Origin of the sequence: Natrinema saccharevitans (assembly GCF_001953745.1) — an archaeon.
In the GTDB taxonomy this organism is placed as follows: domain Archaea; phylum Halobacteriota; class Halobacteria; order Halobacteriales; family Natrialbaceae; genus Natrinema; species Natrinema saccharevitans.
Genome location: NZ_LWLN01000002.1, coordinates 363,608 through 382,031, shown reverse-complemented (window position 1 = coordinate 382,031; position 18,424 = coordinate 363,608). Strand labels below are relative to the sequence as shown.

Genomic DNA, 18,424 nt, shown 5'->3' with positions numbered 1-18,424 from the left:
GGCACGGTGGCCCGAGGCTTTTATGCGTTCCCTCAGCCGTGCGCTAGCACTCCCTGTTCCGCGAGGGAACGGGATGAGGGTGGGCGGCTTACGCGCCCCGACCCGGACAGACGCACCAACCGAACTTGCGGCTGGGTTTTGTGAGTCCGGTAATTCGTATCCGTATCGCCGAGTTTCGCCTTCTCGCGCCACGCGATGTTCACCGATGCGTTCCGATCGGCGTGGTCTTGCGCCACGTCACACTCGTCGTTCGGACACCGGAACCGCCGCCCCTGCCGACTGCCACGCTCGCCACAGCACGAACACGTCCGCGAGTTGTAGTAGGCATCCACCGTGTCCGTGGGTATCTCTCGCCACGTCGCCTTGTACGACACAAACCTCTCGAACTTGTGGAACGGCAGTTTGTGCAACCGACGGTTCATGTACGACCCGTACTGCATTTCGTTGCGGATACCACTCATATCCTCGAACACGATGACCGGGTTCGAGAACTGCTCTGCAAACTTCACGACAGCACGGGAGAGACGATGCAATACCCACTCGGTGAACCTTTCTTCCCTCTCACCGAATTGCCGATGAATAGTCGTTTTACCGTGTTCCTGACAGCGAGTAGTGATGGTGTGGTAGCGTTGGCGTTCCTGCTTGACTCGTCCGTAGTCGAGGACGAGCGTACCCTTCGTCTGCATCGTCTCGCGGTCGAGGGCGGTGAGAGCGACGTTGCGCTCGTTGATGTCCACGCCGACTACCGTGTCGCTAGTATCGGGTTCAGGAATGTTGAACTCGCGTGTGACCGTGACGTGTCACACGGTGGGGCGGGGAACTCGCACTGTTTTTCGTTTAGACGACGAAGGCTTGGAGCCACGATTTTGCTGTTGACAGTTTTGCGTGACTAAAGCAGTTTGAGAGCATAGAGATTCGGTTTTTTACATCTTAAAATATATGTTCAGCAGCGTTTCGACTTCCATGTTTTTGGTATCGAAATCGGAGCCCGGATCGACGGAGTGCAGTTTGGAGCTGTTTTGCTCCATCGACGAGAAACACGGCACCGTCGAGATCATGTTTCTCGGAGAGTTCTTGCAGGAACCGTTCTGTCAACACGGTCGTAGTCGTTGAATACAGCCGGAAATGAGGATTTCGTTCGTCTCTGGATCAACAGCAGTGTACAGCCAATATCGATGTTCGTGAAGTTGAGTCACTGTCTCGTCAAGCGTGATGTGATTCGGTTTCTCGTCAACACTGGCTGTAGATCGCACTTGTGAACCCAATCGTGAACGGCCTTTCGACTGGGCTCGACACCGAAATTATATAATTCTCGAACAGTATTCGAAAGCGATAGATTAGGAGGTGAAGTCGAATACCAAGCTCCATCAGCTGACGTGGTGTCCGCTCTCGCTCCACAAAACTCAAAGCGATCCAGTCGCTACACCCGCTGAGGCGGTCGGTTTTTGGCAGAGGCACCACAAAATCGTGCCGCCTCACTTTTCACGCGTAACGAAACAGCGCCGTTTCAATACTCTACCGGACTATACGGGCTCTTCTGTCAGTGCGTCCGCGATATCGAGTAATTGCAGGACAGCTGTATCACCGATGCGGTAGTAGGTCCACTTCCCCTGCCGGCGTGTTTTGACGAGGCCAGCGTCTTTGAGTTCTCGGAGGTGGCTCGCGACCGTCGATTGTGGGGCATCAAGGACGACCTGTAGCTCACACGCACAGAGTTCGCCATCCCTGAGGGCTTCGAGGATGCGAATCCGGTGTTGGTTCGCCAGCGCTTTGAACATCGTGAGCTGGCTTTCCACCCGTTCGTCGTCCGGAGCGAGTTCGAACAGCGACGTCAGTCGATTTTCCGGGTTCTCGTACAGTCGATCCAGCGTTTGTCGCGTCGATTCGGGTACTGAGTCAGTCATTCTCTCGTCTGTTTGTCTCCTTGATCGCGTCTCCAAGGGAATACCTGCTCGTATTTCGGGCCGAGTCGCCCCGTCGGTCGTGGTGACGTGCTAGTAGACGTCCTCAATCTATAAATCGGTGATGTTCGATTTGGCGAAGGTCGGTTGGGGGCACTCAGCTGGGCACGGCCTCGCGCAAAGCAATCTGCTGTGTTACAGCAGCAGATTGAACAGGAGCCCGATAAGCAGGATGCCTGTCGCGACCGTCGCTGCGAACGCGGCGATGAGCTCTTTTTTCATCACCTTCTTGAGGATCATGAACTGTGGGAGCGAAAGCGCTGCGACGGACATCATGAACGCAAGTCCAGTCCCGACCGGCAGTCCCTTCCCGATGAGCGATTCGACGACCGGAATGACGCCGAGGATATTCGTGTAGATCGGGACACCGACGGCGACCGCGCCGAAGACACCGAGCGGGCCGGACAGGTACTCGGTCACGATCGTCTGTGGAACGAAGCCGTGGATGACTGCGCCGAGTCCCACGCCGATCACGACGTACGGGATTATCTCGGTGATAATGTCTTTCGCCTCAACGTACGCCTGTCGTGCACGTTCTCTGTGCGTAGGCTCGTCGATGTCGACGTCTGAGTCACCGAAATCGAACTCTTCGATATACTTTTCCAGGCCGGCCTTGTTCAGGACGAACCCGCTCGTCATACCGATGGTGATGCCGCTGACGGCGTACAGTGCCGTCAGTTCGAACCCGACGACACCGGGGAGAACCACGAGCGCAGCCTCGTTGATCATCGGGGAGACGGCGAGGAACGTCATCGTGACGCCGAAGGGGATGCCCGCGCCGACCATTCCGAGGAAGATCGGAATTGTCGAGCACGAGCAGAACGGCGAGACGATGCCGAGCAGTGCAGCGAGGAGATAGCCAGTGATCGCTCGTTTGCCCGAGAGGTAGTCTCGAATCTTCTCCGGCGGGAAGTACGTCCGCAGGTAGCCCACGCCGAAGATGACCGCCACCAGCAGCGTGACGATCTTCAGCGTGTCGTAGACCCAGAAGTGGACTGCTGCTCTGGGTGCGCCAGTCAGGCCGAGCGTCTCGACGACCCAGGTAGCGAACTGCTCGAAGACCATCCTGTTACAGGTGCTCCTCGATGTACTCCTTCAGTTCGGCTTCAGACGGGTTCGATCCAGTGAACACCATCTCGTCGTCGATTTCGAACCCAGGCGTCGACATGATGCCTTTCTCCGCGAGCTTCACGGTGTCGCCTTCTTTCTCGACCTCGGCGTCGAATCCGTGTTCGTCGATAACGTTTTGTGTCTTGTCTTTCAGATTCGAACAGTTGCTACAACCGTCTGGTCCGTAGATTGTGACTTTCATTGTATCCCTCTGGCAACTCCATCACTAGCGGCGCCGCTGAAACCATAGTCACAGGCAACTGATCTCGTTCGACCTGTGATGGGCATGGTCCCACCGGGATTCGGAGCCACCATCCATATCGAATTTTCTCGGTTTGGGATAAGTACGTTTCGAATATCTTCGATTCGTCTTTGCTGCTGTCACCAAGCTAATAGTTGGTTTTGTTGAGATAGAATCTACCCTTAGATCGCTCGAGAGAGGCCAAAATTCTGTTATTATTAATACACTGTGTTCATTATGCTAGGTGAGTGGCCTCCATCTCAGAGATCTCACATTGACTTATACCGAATTGTTTGTAGCAAATTAAATAGACAGTCTCAAATAACGTCTTCGAGTCGTAGACAGCGCATCAACTACTCAGTGCTGCCGGTGGATGACTTTGGTCCGCTCGCTGAGATGAACCGATTCCGTTTTTCCTTTCTCGCTGAATTCATACCGTTTCTAGTAATATCTACACTCTTGAGCACTCATAGCTGTTATTATAGCCGGTACTAGTATTACTAACACTGAGGGTTCAACTCTCGCGCCGAAAACTGCTCCAGAAGGCAGGGGCAACCACGATTGCGACGGCGGGAATCGCTGGCTGTCTCGCTCAAGGAGGTGGGTCACTCGATTCCGTCACGGTCGCGTACGTCCCGATTTACCCGAACATGCAACACTACGTGATGGAACAAGAGGGGAACTACGAGGACGTTCCAGCCGATGTCACAACAGAGCGGTTCAGCTCTGGCCCCGGTGTTGTCAAGGCGTTCGCGAGTGGGGACGTCGACGTTGTATTCGCGACCTCGACTGCGATTGTGGTCCCCGTCTTGGGATCGAATCTAGTACTACCGACCGGGCTCGCGCACCTGGCACAGACGTTATTCCACTACGTCTCCGGCCTCCTTCTCGGTGCCAGTTGTGGTATCGGTCTTGGCCTGGCGATGGGCTGGAACGGCGTACTCGACGATTGGTTGCGGCCACTCGTCCGGATGCTTCGGCCCATCCCGCCGCTAGCGTGGGTCGTCTTCGCCATCGTCTGGTCGGCATCCCCACACCGTCGCCGCGTTCATCGTCTTCGTCAGCGCGTTCTGGATCAACTTCTACGGCGCGTATGGTGGCGTCGAGGGCATGTCGAGCGAACTCACCGATGCCGCGTCGACGCTCGGCGTGGAGCGCGACCTATCGATGCTGAAACTCGTCGCGCTCCCGAGTGCGGCACCCCAAGTGCTGACCGGGTTCCGGACGAGCATTGGTCGCTGCTGGATGGTCGTCGTCGGTGCCGAACTGTTCGGCGCACCAGGCGTCGGCTACGAGATTATCAACGCCTCGAACAGCCTCGCGATGGCGACCAGCGTCGCCTACATGTTCCTCATCAGCCTGGCGTTCCTCTGTATGGACGTCGGGTTCCGACTACTCGAACGGAGTACCAAAAGACAGACGACGAGGATCAGCGGGTGTTAGCGACAGTTACTGCCGTCTTCGGATACGACGAGCCGGAGATCGAACGCCGAACGATGGAGATCCGTCACGAATTCGAAGCGGCGATCCGATCGAACTCCCACAACTGCCTCGAGGAGAACGCCGGCTGTGTTGAGACGTTCGTCATCGAAGCTGCGTACGATGATACACTGCGATTTATCGGGACCGTTCGAGGAGCAGACGAGTCAGTCTCGGTCGAATATACGGTCGTTCCTGTCGATACCATAAGCGCGGAGATCAGCCAACAATAGATCGTAAAGTAATACACGATGCGCACGAGCGTCAACATCCTTGGACGGCGGGTTGGCAGTACTCGAAGACCACCGTTACTGTACACATATGTTTTTGCCCGTCGATATTTCGCCCCTGAAACTCTTCGAGTAGCGTGCGTGTGCCTTCGCGTACGACCTCGCTTCGGCCACTGTACCCGTGAGCGTTGGCGAACTCGTCGATGCGTTCGAGTAACGCTTCAGGCATCGAGATACTAACGACGCCTATGCACTAAAGTTTTATCCTGTATTATTAGTTTCTATCATGGTTAGATAGCTAAACCGTAATAATTAGTATTATAGTTATGCAGATTCACAATCCGAGTATGCCGTTCAACAACCCGATCCCGGTAACAATCCTCAGCGGAAGCCTCGGTGCCGGAAAGACGACGACGCTCAACCACATTCTCAGTAGCGAGCGAGAACTGAACGCCGCCGTCGTCGTCAACGACATGGGGGAGGTGAATGTCGATGCTGACCTCGTCGAACGCGAGTCGGAACTCACACAGAGCGACGAGGAAATCATCGAGCTGTCGAACGGCTGTATTTGCTGTCGACTCCGCGGAGACATGCTTGACGAGGTAGGGCGTTTGGCAAAAGAGCGCGATTTCGACTATCTCCTCGTCGAATCGTCCGGAATCAGCGAACCGATTCCGGTCGCCCAGACGTTCGCCCGCGGGTTCGAGGACGCGGAGTTCGACCCCACGGGCGTCTACGAACTCGATACGATGGTCAGCGTTGTCGACGCACACAGCTTCTGGCAGGGCTTCGACTCCGGTCAGGTACTCACCGACGACGGTATGGAGCCGCAGGGCAATCGTGTCCCCGAAGAAGCCCTCATGGACCAGATCGAGTTCTGCGACGTCCTCCTGTTGAACAAGTGTGACCTCGTCCCGGACGACGAACTCGAGGAGATGGAGGCCGTCCTGCAGACGCTCCAGCCGCGAGCGAAGATCATTCGGACCGAACACGGTGTGGTCGATCCCGAGGAGATCCTGAACACGGGTCGGTTCGACTTCGAGGCAGCAAGTCAGTCCGCCGGGTGGAAGCACGAACTCCAGCACGGCCACCATCACGAGTCAGCCGCCGAGGAACACGGGGTCACCTCGTTCGTCTTCGACGCTGACCGCCCGTTCCACCCGGAGCGAATCGCTTGTCTCTTTGCTGATCTCCCCGACGGAGTCGTTCGCGCGAAGGGCTTTTTCTGGTCCGCCGGTCGCGAAGACATCGCGATGGGGCTCGACAAAGCAGGCCAGTCGGTCCGGGCCGGTCCGAAAGGGACGTGGATCGCCACGCTCCCGAAGGCCCAACAGGAGCGCTACTTCGCTGCTCGTCCCGGCATCAAAGAGGACTGGGACGACCAGTGGGGCGACCGCGGATCAGAACTCGTGTTCATCGGCCGCGAATTCGATCAGGCGAGACTGGTCGAGCGATTGGAAGACTGTATCCTCTCGGACGCAGAGATGGCGGAGGACTGGAACGAGTACCCGGACCCGTTCACCGCCGACGAACAGCGCGAACTCGCACTGGCCGACGACTGATGGCCGTCGACGAGCAACCCCCGGTCACGATCCTCAGCGGCGGGCTCGGAGCCGGAAAGACGAGCCTGCTCAATCACCTCCTCACCGTCGGCGGCGAACAGTACGATATCGCCGTCCTCGTCAACGACGTCGGCGAGGTAAACGTCGACGCCGACCTCATCGAGAACGGCTCCGAACTCTCGATGGAGGATGGCGGTGTCACGGAACTGTCGAACGGTTGTCTCTGCTGTGGGCTGCAGAACGAACTCGATCAGGAGCTGAGACACCTCGCGTTCGACGAGGAGTTCGACTATCTGGTCATCGAAGCCCCGGGTATCAGTGACCCCGTCCCCATCGCCCAGCGGTTCGTCTCGCCCGCACGTGCGTCGGCACTGTACGATCTCGATACGACCGTCACGGTGGTCGACGCCGCACAGTTCCATCAGGCGTTCGTCGATGGCCGCCCACTCAAGTCGACAGACGACGACGCCCGACCGCTGTCGGACCTCCTCGCCGAACAGGTCGAGTTCTGCGACGTACTCGTCCTCAACAAGTGTGATCTCGTCTCCGAGACAGAGCGCGAAGCAGTCGAACGCGTCGTCCGAACACTCCATCCCGGGGTCGACATCGTCCGAGCGACCGAAAGCACCGTCGACCCGGAACGAGCTCTCGGAACGGGCCGGTTCGATCAAGACGAGGCCAGTAACTCCGCCCGGTGGAAACAGGCACTCTCTCCCGATCACGGAGACGGCACAGACGTCGATTCAGACGAACACTACGAGAGCCAGACGGAGGCGGACGACCACAGTCACGAACACAAACATGGCGACGACCACGACCACAGCCACGGCGAAGCGCACGACCATCGTCACCCACCAGAGGAATTCGGTGTCGACTCGTTCGTCTACGAGCGCCACCGGCCGTTCCATCCCAAACGCTTCAGCGAGTGGCTCCGTTCGTTCCCCGATTCCGTCGTCAGAGCCAAGGGTCACCTGTGGGTCGCTGGCCGCGAGCGCTACGCCCTCGACCTGAGCCATGCGGGAACACGGACCCACGTCGGGGTCAACGGGCGGTGGGCGGTCACACTCCCCGAGTTCCAGCGCGAGTCCTACCGCGAATCGCGGTCGGACCTCCACTGGGACGACCAGTGGGGTGACCGCGAAGTGAAACTCGTCTTCATCGGGGCTGGGATGGACGAATCCAGCATCGTGGATACGCTCGACGACTGCCTCGTTTCGGAGACAGGGATGGAAGACGACTGGGAGGCGTTCGAGAATCCGTTCCCGGGGACGATGGGGTGGTCGCAGCCCCCGATGGAACAACGCCTCGTGGTAGGTGACCGCCAGTGATCCGGAATCGTCGCAAACTCTATCCAGCAGAGGATCGACGGACGACGGATACCGACGGTCACGACTGTATCGACCCGCTTGGCGTGGCCATCGTAATCGAAACTGAGTGATCTCGAGTTCCCGATGACGACCGATCCCGAAGAACTGCAGGCAGCGTGGGAGACGGCGGCCGCGGAAGTCGCGCCGAAAGCGCGAGAGGCCGACGCGGCGTTCGTCACGCTCGGCGATCCCTGTATCTACTCGACGTTCGGGCACCTGCGTCGGACGCTTCGCGAGCAGCATCCCAGCGTCGACATCGAAGTCGTTCCCGGTGTCAGCAGTGTGACGGCGTTCGCTTCGGTCCTCGGGGCCGACATCGACGCTGGCGCTGAACTGACGCTACGCGAGGCGACCGACGGAGAAGCACCGATCGGTCCGAATCGGTTGATCCTGTTCAAAGTGACTGACGCACCGACGACCTACGAAAAGATGACTGAAGCAGGATACGAGGTGACGTTCGGACGGCGACTCTTCATCGATACGGAAGAGACTCTCGTTACGAACGACCCCGACGAACTGACCGATCGAAACTACTACACGCTCGCGTACGCAGAGAAACGGGAGGCGACCGGGTCTGCGTGATGGGCGGACGCTGTCGGTCGTCCGGGTAGGACCAACGTGAAGTGGCCTCAGGCGATGACGCCGAGGGTTTCTATAGTAGCCGCTGAAACGATTCACACACTGATCGCAGCGCCATCGTGCGATTAGGCGTGCAATGACGTTCAGCGGCTACTATAGTTCTTCGGTGGAGTATTCCGCGCGGAGTTCTTCCGTCGAGTGTTCTTCGAGAACCTCCGCTCGCTCTTCGTCACTCATCCCGGTCAAGTCGCTGAAGCAGTGGCACATTGCAACCGTATCTGAGAGCCACAGCTACTAAATGCCTGTTAGATCCCTTCTCAGGGTTATGTAATCGGAATTTGAGGCAGTAACGAGTAGCAATTCCAGGACCTAGATTAGTCATCCAGCTATAGATTATTAAGGGTATCTCCTAACCTATGATCTATTATTAACTCTGTTGTTAAATATCATAGCTCTTATTACCTAGCGAGGTACAGTTAATAATGCATGCCGCAGTACACTCGACGACGACTCATCGCGACTGGACTCGGTGCCGCCACGATCAGTGCTTCCGCGGGTTGCCTGGGCGATAGCAACTCGAATCAGGGAGCGACAGCACAGGCGTCATTTTTTGTGTTCGGTGACTTCGCGAGTGAGATCGCCGGCGGCGTCACGACGGCGGAGACACTCGTCCCGATCGGCCGACACGGCCACGGTTGGGAACCGGGACCCAAGATGCAGGGAACCGTCCTCGGCTCGGCCCTCTTCCTCTACGGGATGGAAGGATTCCAACCGTGGGCCGACGATCTCGTGACGAGTCTCCGTGACGACGATGCCGATGTCGACATCGTCGCTGCCGGTGCTGGTATCGACCTCATCGAAGGTGGTCACGATCACGGTCACGACGAACACCACGCGGGGGAACACGAGGACGGCCACGACGGCGAGGGAGAATACGGCCACGGCGGAGAGACTCCCTGGGTGTGGGCTGGTCTCTACCACCTCGAGGCTGGCTCCTACACGTACACGTTCCACGACGGACCAGACTCCAAGATGCAGCTGGCCGTCCTCGAAACCGAGGAGGGCGGCGACCACGGCATTCACCACGCCGAGGAGGCGGCAACGCACCTCTACGGCAATCACGACACGCACACGCCTGTAGAAGACGGCGGGACACTCACGCCGTCCAGCGAAGCGCTATATCACCTCCGGTTCGCGGACTCCGGCGAGACGACGTTCACCCTCGATGTCGAAACGGAGGGCCATTACGTGCTGTTCGGCCAGCACGTTCCCGCGGAGTTCGACGCGACGCTCACCGACGACAGCGGGTCGGCTATCGAACCCGAGGTGACCGAAAGCGCCGGCGAACATGACCACGGGGGAGAGCACAATCACGAACACGAAAGTGACCACGAAGGTGACCACGAACACGAGAGTGACGGTGACCACGAGGGCGATCACGAAGGAGAGGATGGACACGGGCACAACCATTCCGGTGGGACCGACCCGCACTTCTGGTTGGATCCCGAGCGCGCGAAGCAGGCGGTAGACAACATCCAGAGCGGATTCGTCGACGTCGACGGCGACAACTCCGAGACCTACGCGGAGAACGCCGAGACGTACCGCGATCGACTCGGCGAACTCGACGATTCGTTCCAGTCGACGCTGGAAAGTGCCTCGAAGGATGTCGTGTTCGTCGCCGGTCACAACGCCTTCCACTATCTCGGCCAACGCTATGGCTTCGAGGTCCAGACCCTGACGGGGCTGTCGCCGGACGACCAGCCGACCCCGAAAGACATCGAGCGGGCCCAGGAGATCATCGCCGAACACGACCTCGAGTACGTCTGTGCGGATCCGCTCGAGTCCCAGACGGCGGCGAACCGGCTCGTCGAGGAGACAGACGCCACCGAGATCCTGCCGCTAACGCCGATTCCGGGTCAGACCCAGGAGTGGGCCGACGAGGACTGGGGCTACGTCGATATTATGGAAAACGTCAATCTCGAAACGCTCGCGACGGCCCTGGACGCAGAATGACCGAATCCACGTCTGGCGACCCCGAACCGGAGTGGGACGGGAACGCCGAACCCGGGCCGTCCGATCGTCCACGTTCGGGAGTAACGGCACTGATCGCCGGTCGATCCCACAGATCCATCTGTACGATTTATCCGCCGGACGTGGCTGCTCCGTATCGATCGACGACGTGGATAACGGCGTACGGGGACTCGTTCGTCGACCTCGACGACTGCCGATGACGACCGCAACTGCAAAGAGCGAACGGTCGGCGAAGCCACTCATCAGCGTCGATAACGCCACGTTCGGCTACGGAGAAGTTCCGGTTCTCGAGTCGGTGTCGATCGACGTCGAACCCGGGTCCTTCCTCGGATTGGTCGGGCCGAACGGGAGCGGCAAGAGTACGTTGCTCGATCTGATGCTCGGCCTCCGCCGGCCCGACGACGGGACTGTCACCCTGTTCGGCGAGCCGGCAGACGAGTTTGATGCGGGCGAACGAATCGGATACGTCGCACAGGACGCGACGGAAGCGGCGCGCGATATGCCGATCACGGTCCGAGAAGTGGTCGAGATGGGGCGCTACCCGCGGCGACTCGTCGGCCGATTCTCGAGTAAGGATCGGCGAGCGGTCGAAGGGGCGATGGAACGAGTCGGCATCACCGATCTCGCGTCGCGTCGCGTCGGCCGACTGTCCGGCGGCCAACGGCAGCGAGTCTTCATCGCTCGCGCGCTCGCGTCCGAGGCCGATCTGCTCGCGCTCGACGAACCGACGGTCGGCGTCGATGCCGAATCCAGAGAGGAGTTCTACAGCCTCCTGGCCGACCTGAACGCGACCGGGCTGACCGTTATCCTCATCGAGCACGACATCGGAGTCGTCACCACCTACGCGACTGATATCGCGTGTCTCAACCGGCAGCTGTACTTCGACGGTGACCCGAGCGCGTTCGTCGAAACGGACGCTCTCGAGCAAGCGTACGGAACTGACCAGCACGTCCTCCACCACGACCACTGACCATGATAGGAGCCTCCGCTCTCGACGTAAGCCTGCCGTTCGACGAAGCAACGACCGTCCGACGGATTGGTGGCATACTCCTCGACGGCCTCGAGTGGTTCCTCGACCACATCTTCGGCGCCGGACTGGACGTGCTGGCCGACCTGCTCGGCATGCCGATGCTCGGGTATGCCTATATGCAGCGGGCCTACCTCGCTGCGGTGTGTATCGCCGTCATCGGACCGCTCGTCGGCACCTTCCTCGTCCATCGGGAAATGGCGATGATCGGCGATACGCTCGCACACACTGCCTTCGCCGGCGTCGCCGTGGGATTGTTCCTCAATTCGGCCCTCTCGCTCACGCTGTCCCCGCTGCTCACCGCGTTCGTGGTCGCAGTCGTCACGGCACTGCTCGTCGAGTTGCTCGTCGAACACGCTGGCGCGTACAGTGATACCTCACTGGCGATCGTCCTGACTGGGGGATTCGCCGTCGGCAGTATCCTCATTACTGCAACCGACGGCGGCATCGCGGTCGGCATCGACGCTTACCTCTTCGGCAGTCTGGCGACCGTCTCGATGGAGAACGTCGGTATCCTCGTGTTGATGAGCGTCCTCGTCGGTAGCCTCGTCACGCTGGCGTACCGGCCACTCCTGTACGTCACGTTCGACGCGACGGCCGCCCGCGCGGCGCGGCTGAACGTTCGCTTGTACAAACACCTCATGGTCGTACTCACGGCACTCGTCGTCGTCAGCGCGATGCAAATCATGGGCGTCATCCTGGTCGCTGCGATGCTCGTCGTTCCGGTCGCCGCCGCGGCGCAGGTCGCTCGGAGTTTCAAGCAGTCCATCTTGCTGGCGATCCTCGCTGCCGAGTTCGCGGCGATCGCCGGTGTAACGCTATCGTACGTCTACGGGATCGCGGCCGGTGGCTCGATCGTCGTTGCGGCGATCGCAGTGTACGCCGTCGCCCTCGGCTTCCAGGGACTGTCGCATCGTCTCCCGACCGTGCGACGGCTCCGCAGCCAATGGCCCGGAGGGACCCGAGACGAACTCGAGGCCGACGGAGGCGAGCGAGAGTGACCGACGACGGACCGGACGCCGATCACACGTCGAGCGGTCGACAACCCTACGAGTGCGTGATCATCGGTGGCGGCATTCACGGAACGTGCCTGGCGAACTATCTCCTCGCCGAGGGGGAGTACAGTCACCAGGATCTCCGTCTCGTCGAACCCCGCGAGCAGTTACTCGCGTCCTTCGTGGCGAAGGCCCGTCAGTGTGGACTGCGGACGCTCCGGTCGACGTTCGTCCAGCACATCGACACGGAGCCGTTCTCGCTCGAATCGTTCGCGGAGGGGGCGGGTCGGGAGGACGAGCTCGTCTCGACGGAGAACTATCCGAACCGACCGACGCGCAAACTCTTCCTCGATCACGCCCGCTCCGTCATCGATCGGCGTCGCATCGAGGAGTGTCACCGCCAGTCGAGGGTAACGGGAGTGACGAGGACTGGGACGGGTGACCGACTCGAAGTACGGACGGACATGGGGACGCTCGAGGCTCGCCGCGTCGTGCTGGCCATCGGACTCGGTAGCTCGCCGACGGTTCCGACGTGGGCGACGTCACTCCCCGACGACGCCCCGCTCGTACACGTCTGGGACGACGAGTTCGATCCGATGAAAGCAGCGGAATTTGCGGGACCCACGTTCGTCGTTGGGGGCGGCATTACCGCTGGGCAACTCGCCTGCAGCCTCTCGGAACACACAGACGTGACACTCCTCTCGCGTCACGACCTCGAGGTCGAACTGACCGAAGCCGACCCGTACTGGATCAACTGGCGACACGTCGAACGGGAGATCCACACGCTCCCACCGGGATCGAAGGCCCGTCTCGACCGGATCCGAGCCGCTCGCAACGATGCGACGATCCCCCCGTACGTCGAACGTCGGCTGGACGAGGCCCGTGACTGTAACGGCCTCGACATCCGCCGGGGCGAGATCGCGTCTGCATACGCGACGGACGACGGATTGCTCGTGCGGTTCGACGACGGCACGACCGCAACGATTGCGCAGGTCGTCCTCGCGACCGGACTCGATCCGATCCCGGAACACCCCTTGGTCGGATCCGTCGCCGAATCGTTGTCACTCGAGCGTGGGGCCGACGGCTTTCCGGTCCTCGACGACCGGACGCTCGCGTGGCGAAGGACCGACGGCACCCGTTCTGCGGTGTCCGTTTCGGGAGCGCTCGCAGAACCCAGCGTCGGTCCCTTCGCCCGGAACATCGTCGGCGCTCGTCGAGTCGCGGAGCGACTCCTCGCGTCACGACAGGGGCCCGGTTCGGAGAGAGTCCCGTCGGCTCCCAGAGGGAGGTCCTGAAATACCGTCGAACGACCTCACGCTCGCGTTCTCGTTACGGGCTCTCGAGTAGTTCGGACGACCGAACCGAGTACTCTAACACGCCTCGACGTGGACCAGCGACATCAGGATCGTCTCCGCGGAGTCGTCCTTCGTCGAACGATGGCGGGTCCGAGAGGCGGGCGACCAGCAGGGCTTCGTATCGTGTCCGCGTCCGATCGAAGGGGCCGCTCGAGTCTTCGAAATTACTTCGAGACGGAACGATACGTGTTCGTCGGGTTGGACGAGACCCGCGAGAGAGGAGAACGTGTTCCTGACTGGGCCTACCAATCGGTGACGGAGGCTGCAACGGCTGCGGACTGGCGGCTTGGGACGACGTCCTCAACTGGCGACGACGGGCCGTAGCGAGTCACTGCTGGGACCCAATGTCCGGCCCAAGTTACCCACGAGTAGCGGCCGACCGCCTCAGAGAAACCGCTTGTCGGCCTGTTCTGATCGGATCGTCGATTCCGACGCATCGAGCCAGCCCGTCTGCACCTCGGACGGGATATCGAACTCGGGAACGAACGGTTTGATATCCAGCAACGGTGTCCCATCGACGACGTCGATACCGCTCACGGTCAGTTCCTGTTCTGTGACGGACTCGATTGCCACAACGGAGAGGCCGATCGAATTCGGACGTTGTGGCGCCCGTGTCGAGAAGACGCCTCGCCGTTCGTCATCGAGAAACGGTTCGACCCGTAGGGGAACGTCATCGCCAGATGCGTGAAAATGGTACAACAGGATACAGTGCGAGAACTCGGCAAGATCCGCTAATCCATCCGCATACGACGCCTCGATCTCGACGGTTCCCGTGACCGAATCCGCCCCGGTCGGTTGAATCGGCATCCCTTCTGGTGATTCGAACGGCGTCCGAATCACCCCAATCGGTTCGTAGCTGTACGTGTCTTCGGGCACGTTCGTGGTTTCGTCTTGTAGCGAAAAATCAGTATCGTGGCCGAGACGGATCTCTTCCGTGGCGTAGTGATTACTCAGTGACTCTCGTGGATGTGCTCGCGCAGCGAATCAGTGTCGTCGAACTTTTCGTCACACTCGGCACACGTGTTGTGGTGAAGTGCGACGTGCTGGGTCACGCCGGCGGCGCTCTGGAACTGTGCATCGCAACTGGAGCAGGTGTACGACATTATAGTAATAACTGAGGCTCCAAGACTCTAAAAGAGTTATTGAGAATAGGGTTAATGAGGTTGCTACGAACTAGTAACTCCGGTCTCGAGTTAACGAAGATGACTCGGCCAGAAGACGTGGAGCCGCTCGTAATCGGAACCTGCATCCCGCTGTAACTTGCTTGCAAAGTGGATTAGCGACAACGGCAACGCACACCTGCTCACATGACGGCATTGCGATCAGTGTGTTCGTCATTTCGGTGGCTTCGATAGTAGCTCCTGAAAGTCAATGCGCACCCGATCGCAGGACAACGCTGCGATCGGTGTGTGAATCGTTTCAAGAGCTACTATAGATCATCGCACGCTTCAGTGGGGGGAAACGGCCATCACCTCGATGAAGTCGAAGTCACTTAATCGGTCCCGTCGGTAGTATCGGTCATGCAACTCGAGACGAGTTCCTGGACCGATATCGAGACAGCGGCACCGACGACGGCGCTCGTTCCCGTCGGGAGTACGGAACAACACGGTCCGCACGCGCCCGTCGGGACCGACACGATCATCGCTCGCGCGATGGCGAGCGAGGCTGATCGGACGTGGGACGGCGAGTCAGTCGTACTCCCGGCGCTACCGGTCGGCGTCGCGCCCTACCACGGTCGTTTTCCCGGGACGCTGTCGGTGTCGACGGAGACGCTCCGTCGCTACGCTCGCGATGTCGTCGAGTCGCTTGCGGACTCGAGCGTCGAGACGGTCGTCTTCGTCAACGGTCACGGCGGCAACGGCGAGACCCTCTCGCATCTCGCCCGCGAGGTGACCGAAGCGGACGCTATCGAACTCGAGGTGTCCCGCTGGGAGTGGATGCGCGCCGTCGACGAACACGTCGGTCACGCGGGCGAACTCGAGACGGCCGTGTTACTCCACCTCCGTCCGGACGACGTCGGTGAGCCAGTTGCCGGTGACGCCGCCGCGTGGACCGACACGGTCGACGGGGGCGTCGTCCACCAGTTTACCGACGAGTTTAGCGAGAACGGCGCAGTCGGTGACGCGACTGACGCTTCGGCCGAGCAGGGGAAAGCGGTGTTCGAGACGGCCGTCGAGGCGCTCGTGTCGTTTCTCGAGCGGGTCGGGACCGTCCAACAGGACCCAACGGCAGGAAGTGTCAGTTCGTGACGCGGCCGTCCCGCTCCGATGTACGGACTGTCACTCGGACGTGTCGCCGACCATCATATACGTCTCGTAATTCGGCTCCTGTCCCCAGAGCGCAGAGTCGACTAACGGTTCGTACTCGACGTTCTCGAGGCCCCGATCTCGAAGGAACGCCGCCAGCTCTGCGGGCGGGCGACCGTCGTACAGCGGCAGGTCGTCGCGGATCTCCTCGTAGCCCTCGAACGTCTCGTCGAAATCCCAGTGTCCCGCGATCAAGACGAGCCGCCCGCCGGGGCGGACGACGCGTCGCCACTCGTCGATCGCGCGCTCCGGATCGGGGAGCGTCCAGATGAGGTGACGTGCCGTCACCACGTCGTACGCGTCAGTGGGCTGGGCTAGATTCTCCGCGTCGCCGTGTCGGAACGTGGCGGATCGGTCCGACTGCTCGACCGTCGTTCGCGCCTGCTCGAGCATCTTCGGAGCGAAGTCGATGCCCGTTGACGTCGTGTCCGAGCTCCGCTAACAGCAGCGAGATCACGCCGGTGCCGCAGCCGACATCGAGGATTCGTTTCGTCGGTTCACCCGCCACGGACAGTACCGACAGCCACGCGTCGCGTTGGGCGTCGCTGTGAATGCCGTGCTGACTGTCGGCGTCGAACGAGTCGGCGCGGTCGTCCCAGTACTCTCGGACGGCCGCTTTGACGTCGTCCGCCGTTTGCTCGGATCCTGTCATGATTCCTCGAGCGTGATCGATTCGAGTCCGTACCGCGATTCCGTCGGGTGGGGTTCGTAGCCGCTGACCCCGCTCGCGGTCGCGACGACGTTCGAGTAGCTCGTCAACACCGTGATCGGCGCGTCCTCGCGGACGATCGACTGGACTTCGTAGTAGCGTTCCCGTCGCGCCTCGCGCTCGCCGAGTTCGCGCGCCTCCTCGAGTAGGGTATCGACGCGCTCGTTCTCGTAGCCGTGGTGAAGCGACGCAGCCTCCGAGTGGAACATGTCCGAAAGCCGATCAGGATCGGGATACCACAGCGTTCCCCAGGACGTGAGATAGCTGTCAAAGGAGTCCTGACCGACCCGATCGACCATCGTGGAGTACTCCATGACCGTCACGTCGAGATCGATCCCGACCGTAGCGAGTTGGTCCTGCAACACCTCGGCGATCAACGGCAGGCTCCGGGCATCGAAGGTAAACACGTCGACGGCGAGTTCGTCGCCGCCACGGGTTCGGACGCCGCCCCCACCGTCAACCGTCCAGTCGGCTTCGGACAACAGCGACCGCGCGCGATCCGGATCGTAGCGATCCGTCTCGAGGTTCGGGTTCGCCCACTCCGTCAGTTCCGGCGAAAACGGCCCCGCGGCGGGATCGTCGATGTCGTTGAGAATTCTCTCGGTGATTGTCGACCGGTCGATCGCGTGATCGACCGCCCACCGAACGCGGACGTCGTCGAACGGCTCCGACTGGGTGTCGAACGTGAGGAATCTGATCCGCGGAATCTCGGGCGTGTAGACGTCGATCCCGTCGGTCGATTCGAGCGCGCTAACCATCTCGTGGGGCAGGATGCGAGCCATCTCGAGTTCGCCGTTCTCGAGTTTCATCCGCCGGGTCTGGTCGTCGTCGACGACCTCGTAGCGGACGGTTTCGATCTCGGGTCGCTCCCCGTAGTAGTCGTCGTTACGGACGGCTCGTAGCTCGGTGCCGGGTTGGAACGTGTCGACTGCAAACGGGCCGGTACTCACGGGTTCGGTGACCGACCCGTCCCCATCGATCGCCTCGGGACTGAGCAGTACTGCCTCGTTGCGCGAGAGGTGGGCCGGCAACGGCGTGAACGGCGTCTCAGTTTCGACGGCGACGGTGCCCTCGTCGACGGCCTCGATCGTGTCAATCGGGACGTCCGCGAACGCGCTGGCGTCGGCGGTCCGTCGGAGCGATTCGACGGCGGCTGCCGCGTCCAGCGACTCGCCGTCGTGAAACGGGACGTCCTCTCGAAGCGCGAACTCCCAGCGGTACTCGTCGAGGCGCTCCCACTCGGTCGCGAGCTCCGGCGTCGGGTTCGCGTCGTAGTCGACGCCAACCAGCGCCTCGGTGATGCCGAGACGGCGAATCTGGCTCCCGCCGTCGAGCGGATCGCGGCTCGGTTTCCACGGGCCCCCGATGCGAAAGTCGGCATCGTCGGGATCGTTCGAGAGACAGCCCGCGACGGCGAGCGTCGCGGCGCCGATCGTCGTCTGCAGTGCGGTACGTCGGTCCATCGTGGATCT

The 18,424-nt window shown here is 60.7% G+C and carries 15 protein-coding genes and 7 pseudogenes; 12 read left to right on the top strand and 10 right to left on the bottom strand.

The genetic code is table 11. The features are described from left to right. Positions 1–32: 32 nt before the first annotated feature. The 5 genes and pseudogenes from A6E15_RS19315 to A6E15_RS19295 all read right to left on the bottom strand — a co-directional run. Positions 33–800, bottom strand: a pseudogene (locus tag A6E15_RS19315) (RNA-guided endonuclease TnpB family protein); the annotation flags it as partial. 37 nt (positions 801–837) lie between these two features. After that, positions 838–1,452 (bottom strand): annotated as a pseudogene (locus tag A6E15_RS19310) (IS6 family transposase). Between the two features lie 71 nt (positions 1,453–1,523). Beyond that, positions 1,524–1,904: an ArsR/SmtB family transcription factor gene (locus A6E15_RS19305; protein ID WP_076148731.1), complete on the bottom strand. Its 381-nt coding sequence runs from the start codon at positions 1,902–1,904 to the stop codon at positions 1,524–1,526. Positions 1,905–2,096: 192 nt separating this feature from the next. Further along, the gene (locus A6E15_RS19300; RefSeq protein WP_076148730.1) at positions 2,097–3,026 is read right to left on the bottom strand and encodes a permease; all 930 of its coding nucleotides are present in this window, start codon (positions 3,024–3,026) and stop codon (positions 2,097–2,099) included. 4 nt (positions 3,027–3,030) lie between these two features. Beyond that, positions 3,031–3,273, bottom strand: a complete 243-nt coding sequence (locus A6E15_RS19295) for a thioredoxin family protein (RefSeq protein ID WP_076148729.1) — start codon at positions 3,271–3,273, stop codon at positions 3,031–3,033. 614 nt (positions 3,274–3,887) lie between these two features. Between A6E15_RS19295 and A6E15_RS21250 the strand changes: the two are divergent. Then, positions 3,888–4,755: pseudogene (locus A6E15_RS21250) on the top strand (ABC transporter permease subunit). Continuing rightward, positions 4,716–5,024, top strand: a pseudogene (locus A6E15_RS21980) (CopG family ribbon-helix-helix protein); the annotation flags it as partial. The pseudogenes A6E15_RS21250 and A6E15_RS21980, both read left to right, overlap by 40 nt. Before the next feature lie 40 nt (positions 5,025–5,064). Here the strand turns inward: A6E15_RS21980 and A6E15_RS19280 are convergent. Continuing rightward, positions 5,065–5,271 (bottom strand): annotated as a pseudogene (locus A6E15_RS19280) (CopG family ribbon-helix-helix protein); the annotation flags it as partial. A 97-nt stretch (positions 5,272–5,368) separates the two neighbouring features. Here A6E15_RS19280 and A6E15_RS19275 point away from each other — a divergent pair. The 9 genes and pseudogenes from A6E15_RS19275 to A6E15_RS22095 all read left to right on the top strand — a co-directional run bounded on the left by A6E15_RS19275 (position 5,369) and on the right by A6E15_RS22095 (position 14,261). Beyond that, entirely contained in the window at positions 5,369–6,583 is a 1,215-nt protein-coding gene (locus A6E15_RS19275; RefSeq protein ID WP_076148784.1) for a GTP-binding protein, read from the top strand. Then, positions 6,583–7,911, top strand: a complete 1,329-nt coding sequence (locus tag A6E15_RS19270) for a CobW family GTP-binding protein (protein WP_076148728.1) — start codon at positions 6,583–6,585, stop codon at positions 7,909–7,911. Before A6E15_RS19275 ends, A6E15_RS19270 begins: the two co-directional genes overlap by 1 nt. A 96-nt stretch (positions 7,912–8,007) precedes the next feature. Continuing rightward, positions 8,008–8,532: pseudogene (locus A6E15_RS19265) on the top strand (cobalt-factor II C(20)-methyltransferase); the annotation flags it as partial. Between the two features lie 483 nt (positions 8,533–9,015). Further along, positions 9,016–10,542: a metal ABC transporter substrate-binding protein gene (locus A6E15_RS19260; RefSeq protein WP_076148727.1), complete on the top strand. Its 1,527-nt coding sequence runs from the start codon at positions 9,016–9,018 to the stop codon at positions 10,540–10,542. Further along, entirely contained in the window at positions 10,539–10,760 is a 222-nt protein-coding gene (locus A6E15_RS22100; RefSeq protein ID WP_076148726.1) for a DUF7511 domain-containing protein, read from the top strand. Before A6E15_RS19260 ends, A6E15_RS22100 begins: the two co-directional genes overlap by 4 nt. Further along, positions 10,757–11,530: a metal ABC transporter ATP-binding protein gene (locus tag A6E15_RS19250; protein WP_076148725.1), complete on the top strand. Its 774-nt coding sequence runs from the start codon at positions 10,757–10,759 to the stop codon at positions 11,528–11,530. The genes A6E15_RS22100 and A6E15_RS19250 overlap by 4 nt, the downstream gene beginning before the upstream one ends. A 2-nt stretch (positions 11,531–11,532) precedes the next feature. After that, a complete protein-coding gene (locus tag A6E15_RS19245) occupies positions 11,533–12,588 on the top strand; it encodes a metal ABC transporter permease (RefSeq protein WP_084177435.1) in 1,056 nt (351 codons plus the stop codon). Beyond that, complete coding sequence (locus A6E15_RS19240; RefSeq protein WP_076148724.1) at positions 12,585–13,877, top strand: FAD/NAD(P)-binding protein; 1,293 nt, start codon at positions 12,585–12,587, stop codon at positions 13,875–13,877. The genes A6E15_RS19245 and A6E15_RS19240 overlap by 4 nt, the downstream gene beginning before the upstream one ends. A 141-nt stretch (positions 13,878–14,018) precedes the next feature. Beyond that, complete coding sequence (locus A6E15_RS22095) at positions 14,019–14,261, top strand: DUF7124 domain-containing protein (RefSeq protein ID WP_449406654.1); 243 nt, start codon at positions 14,019–14,021, stop codon at positions 14,259–14,261. 60 nt (positions 14,262–14,321) lie between these two features. Here the strand turns inward: A6E15_RS22095 and tsaA are convergent, their stop codons facing one another. Next, the gene (tsaA, locus tag A6E15_RS19230; protein ID WP_076148723.1) at positions 14,322–14,813 is read right to left on the bottom strand and encodes a tRNA (N6-threonylcarbamoyladenosine(37)-N6)-methyltransferase TrmO; all 492 of its coding nucleotides are present in this window, start codon (positions 14,811–14,813) and stop codon (positions 14,322–14,324) included. A gap of 74 nt (positions 14,814–14,887) precedes the next feature. Next, complete coding sequence (locus tag A6E15_RS21160) at positions 14,888–15,040, bottom strand: C2H2-type zinc finger protein (protein ID WP_175607301.1); 153 nt, start codon at positions 15,038–15,040, stop codon at positions 14,888–14,890. Positions 15,041–15,457: 417 nt separating this feature from the next. On the opposite strand from A6E15_RS21160, the gene A6E15_RS19225 reads away from it, so the two are divergent. Beyond that, on the top strand, positions 15,458–16,186 hold the full coding sequence (locus A6E15_RS19225; RefSeq protein WP_076148722.1) for a creatininase family protein: 729 nt from the start codon (positions 15,458–15,460) through the stop codon (positions 16,184–16,186). 30 nt (positions 16,187–16,216) lie between these two features. Here A6E15_RS19225 and A6E15_RS19220 read toward each other — a convergent pair. Both A6E15_RS19220 and A6E15_RS19215 read right to left on the bottom strand, forming a co-directional pair. Beyond that, a pseudogene (locus A6E15_RS19220) lies at positions 16,217–16,895 on the bottom strand (class I SAM-dependent methyltransferase). Further along, entirely contained in the window at positions 16,892–18,415 is a 1,524-nt protein-coding gene (locus tag A6E15_RS19215) for an ABC transporter substrate-binding protein (protein WP_245800659.1), read from the bottom strand. The pseudogene A6E15_RS19220 and the gene A6E15_RS19215 overlap by 4 nt, the downstream one beginning before the upstream one ends. Between the last annotated feature and the right edge of the window lie 9 nt (positions 18,416–18,424).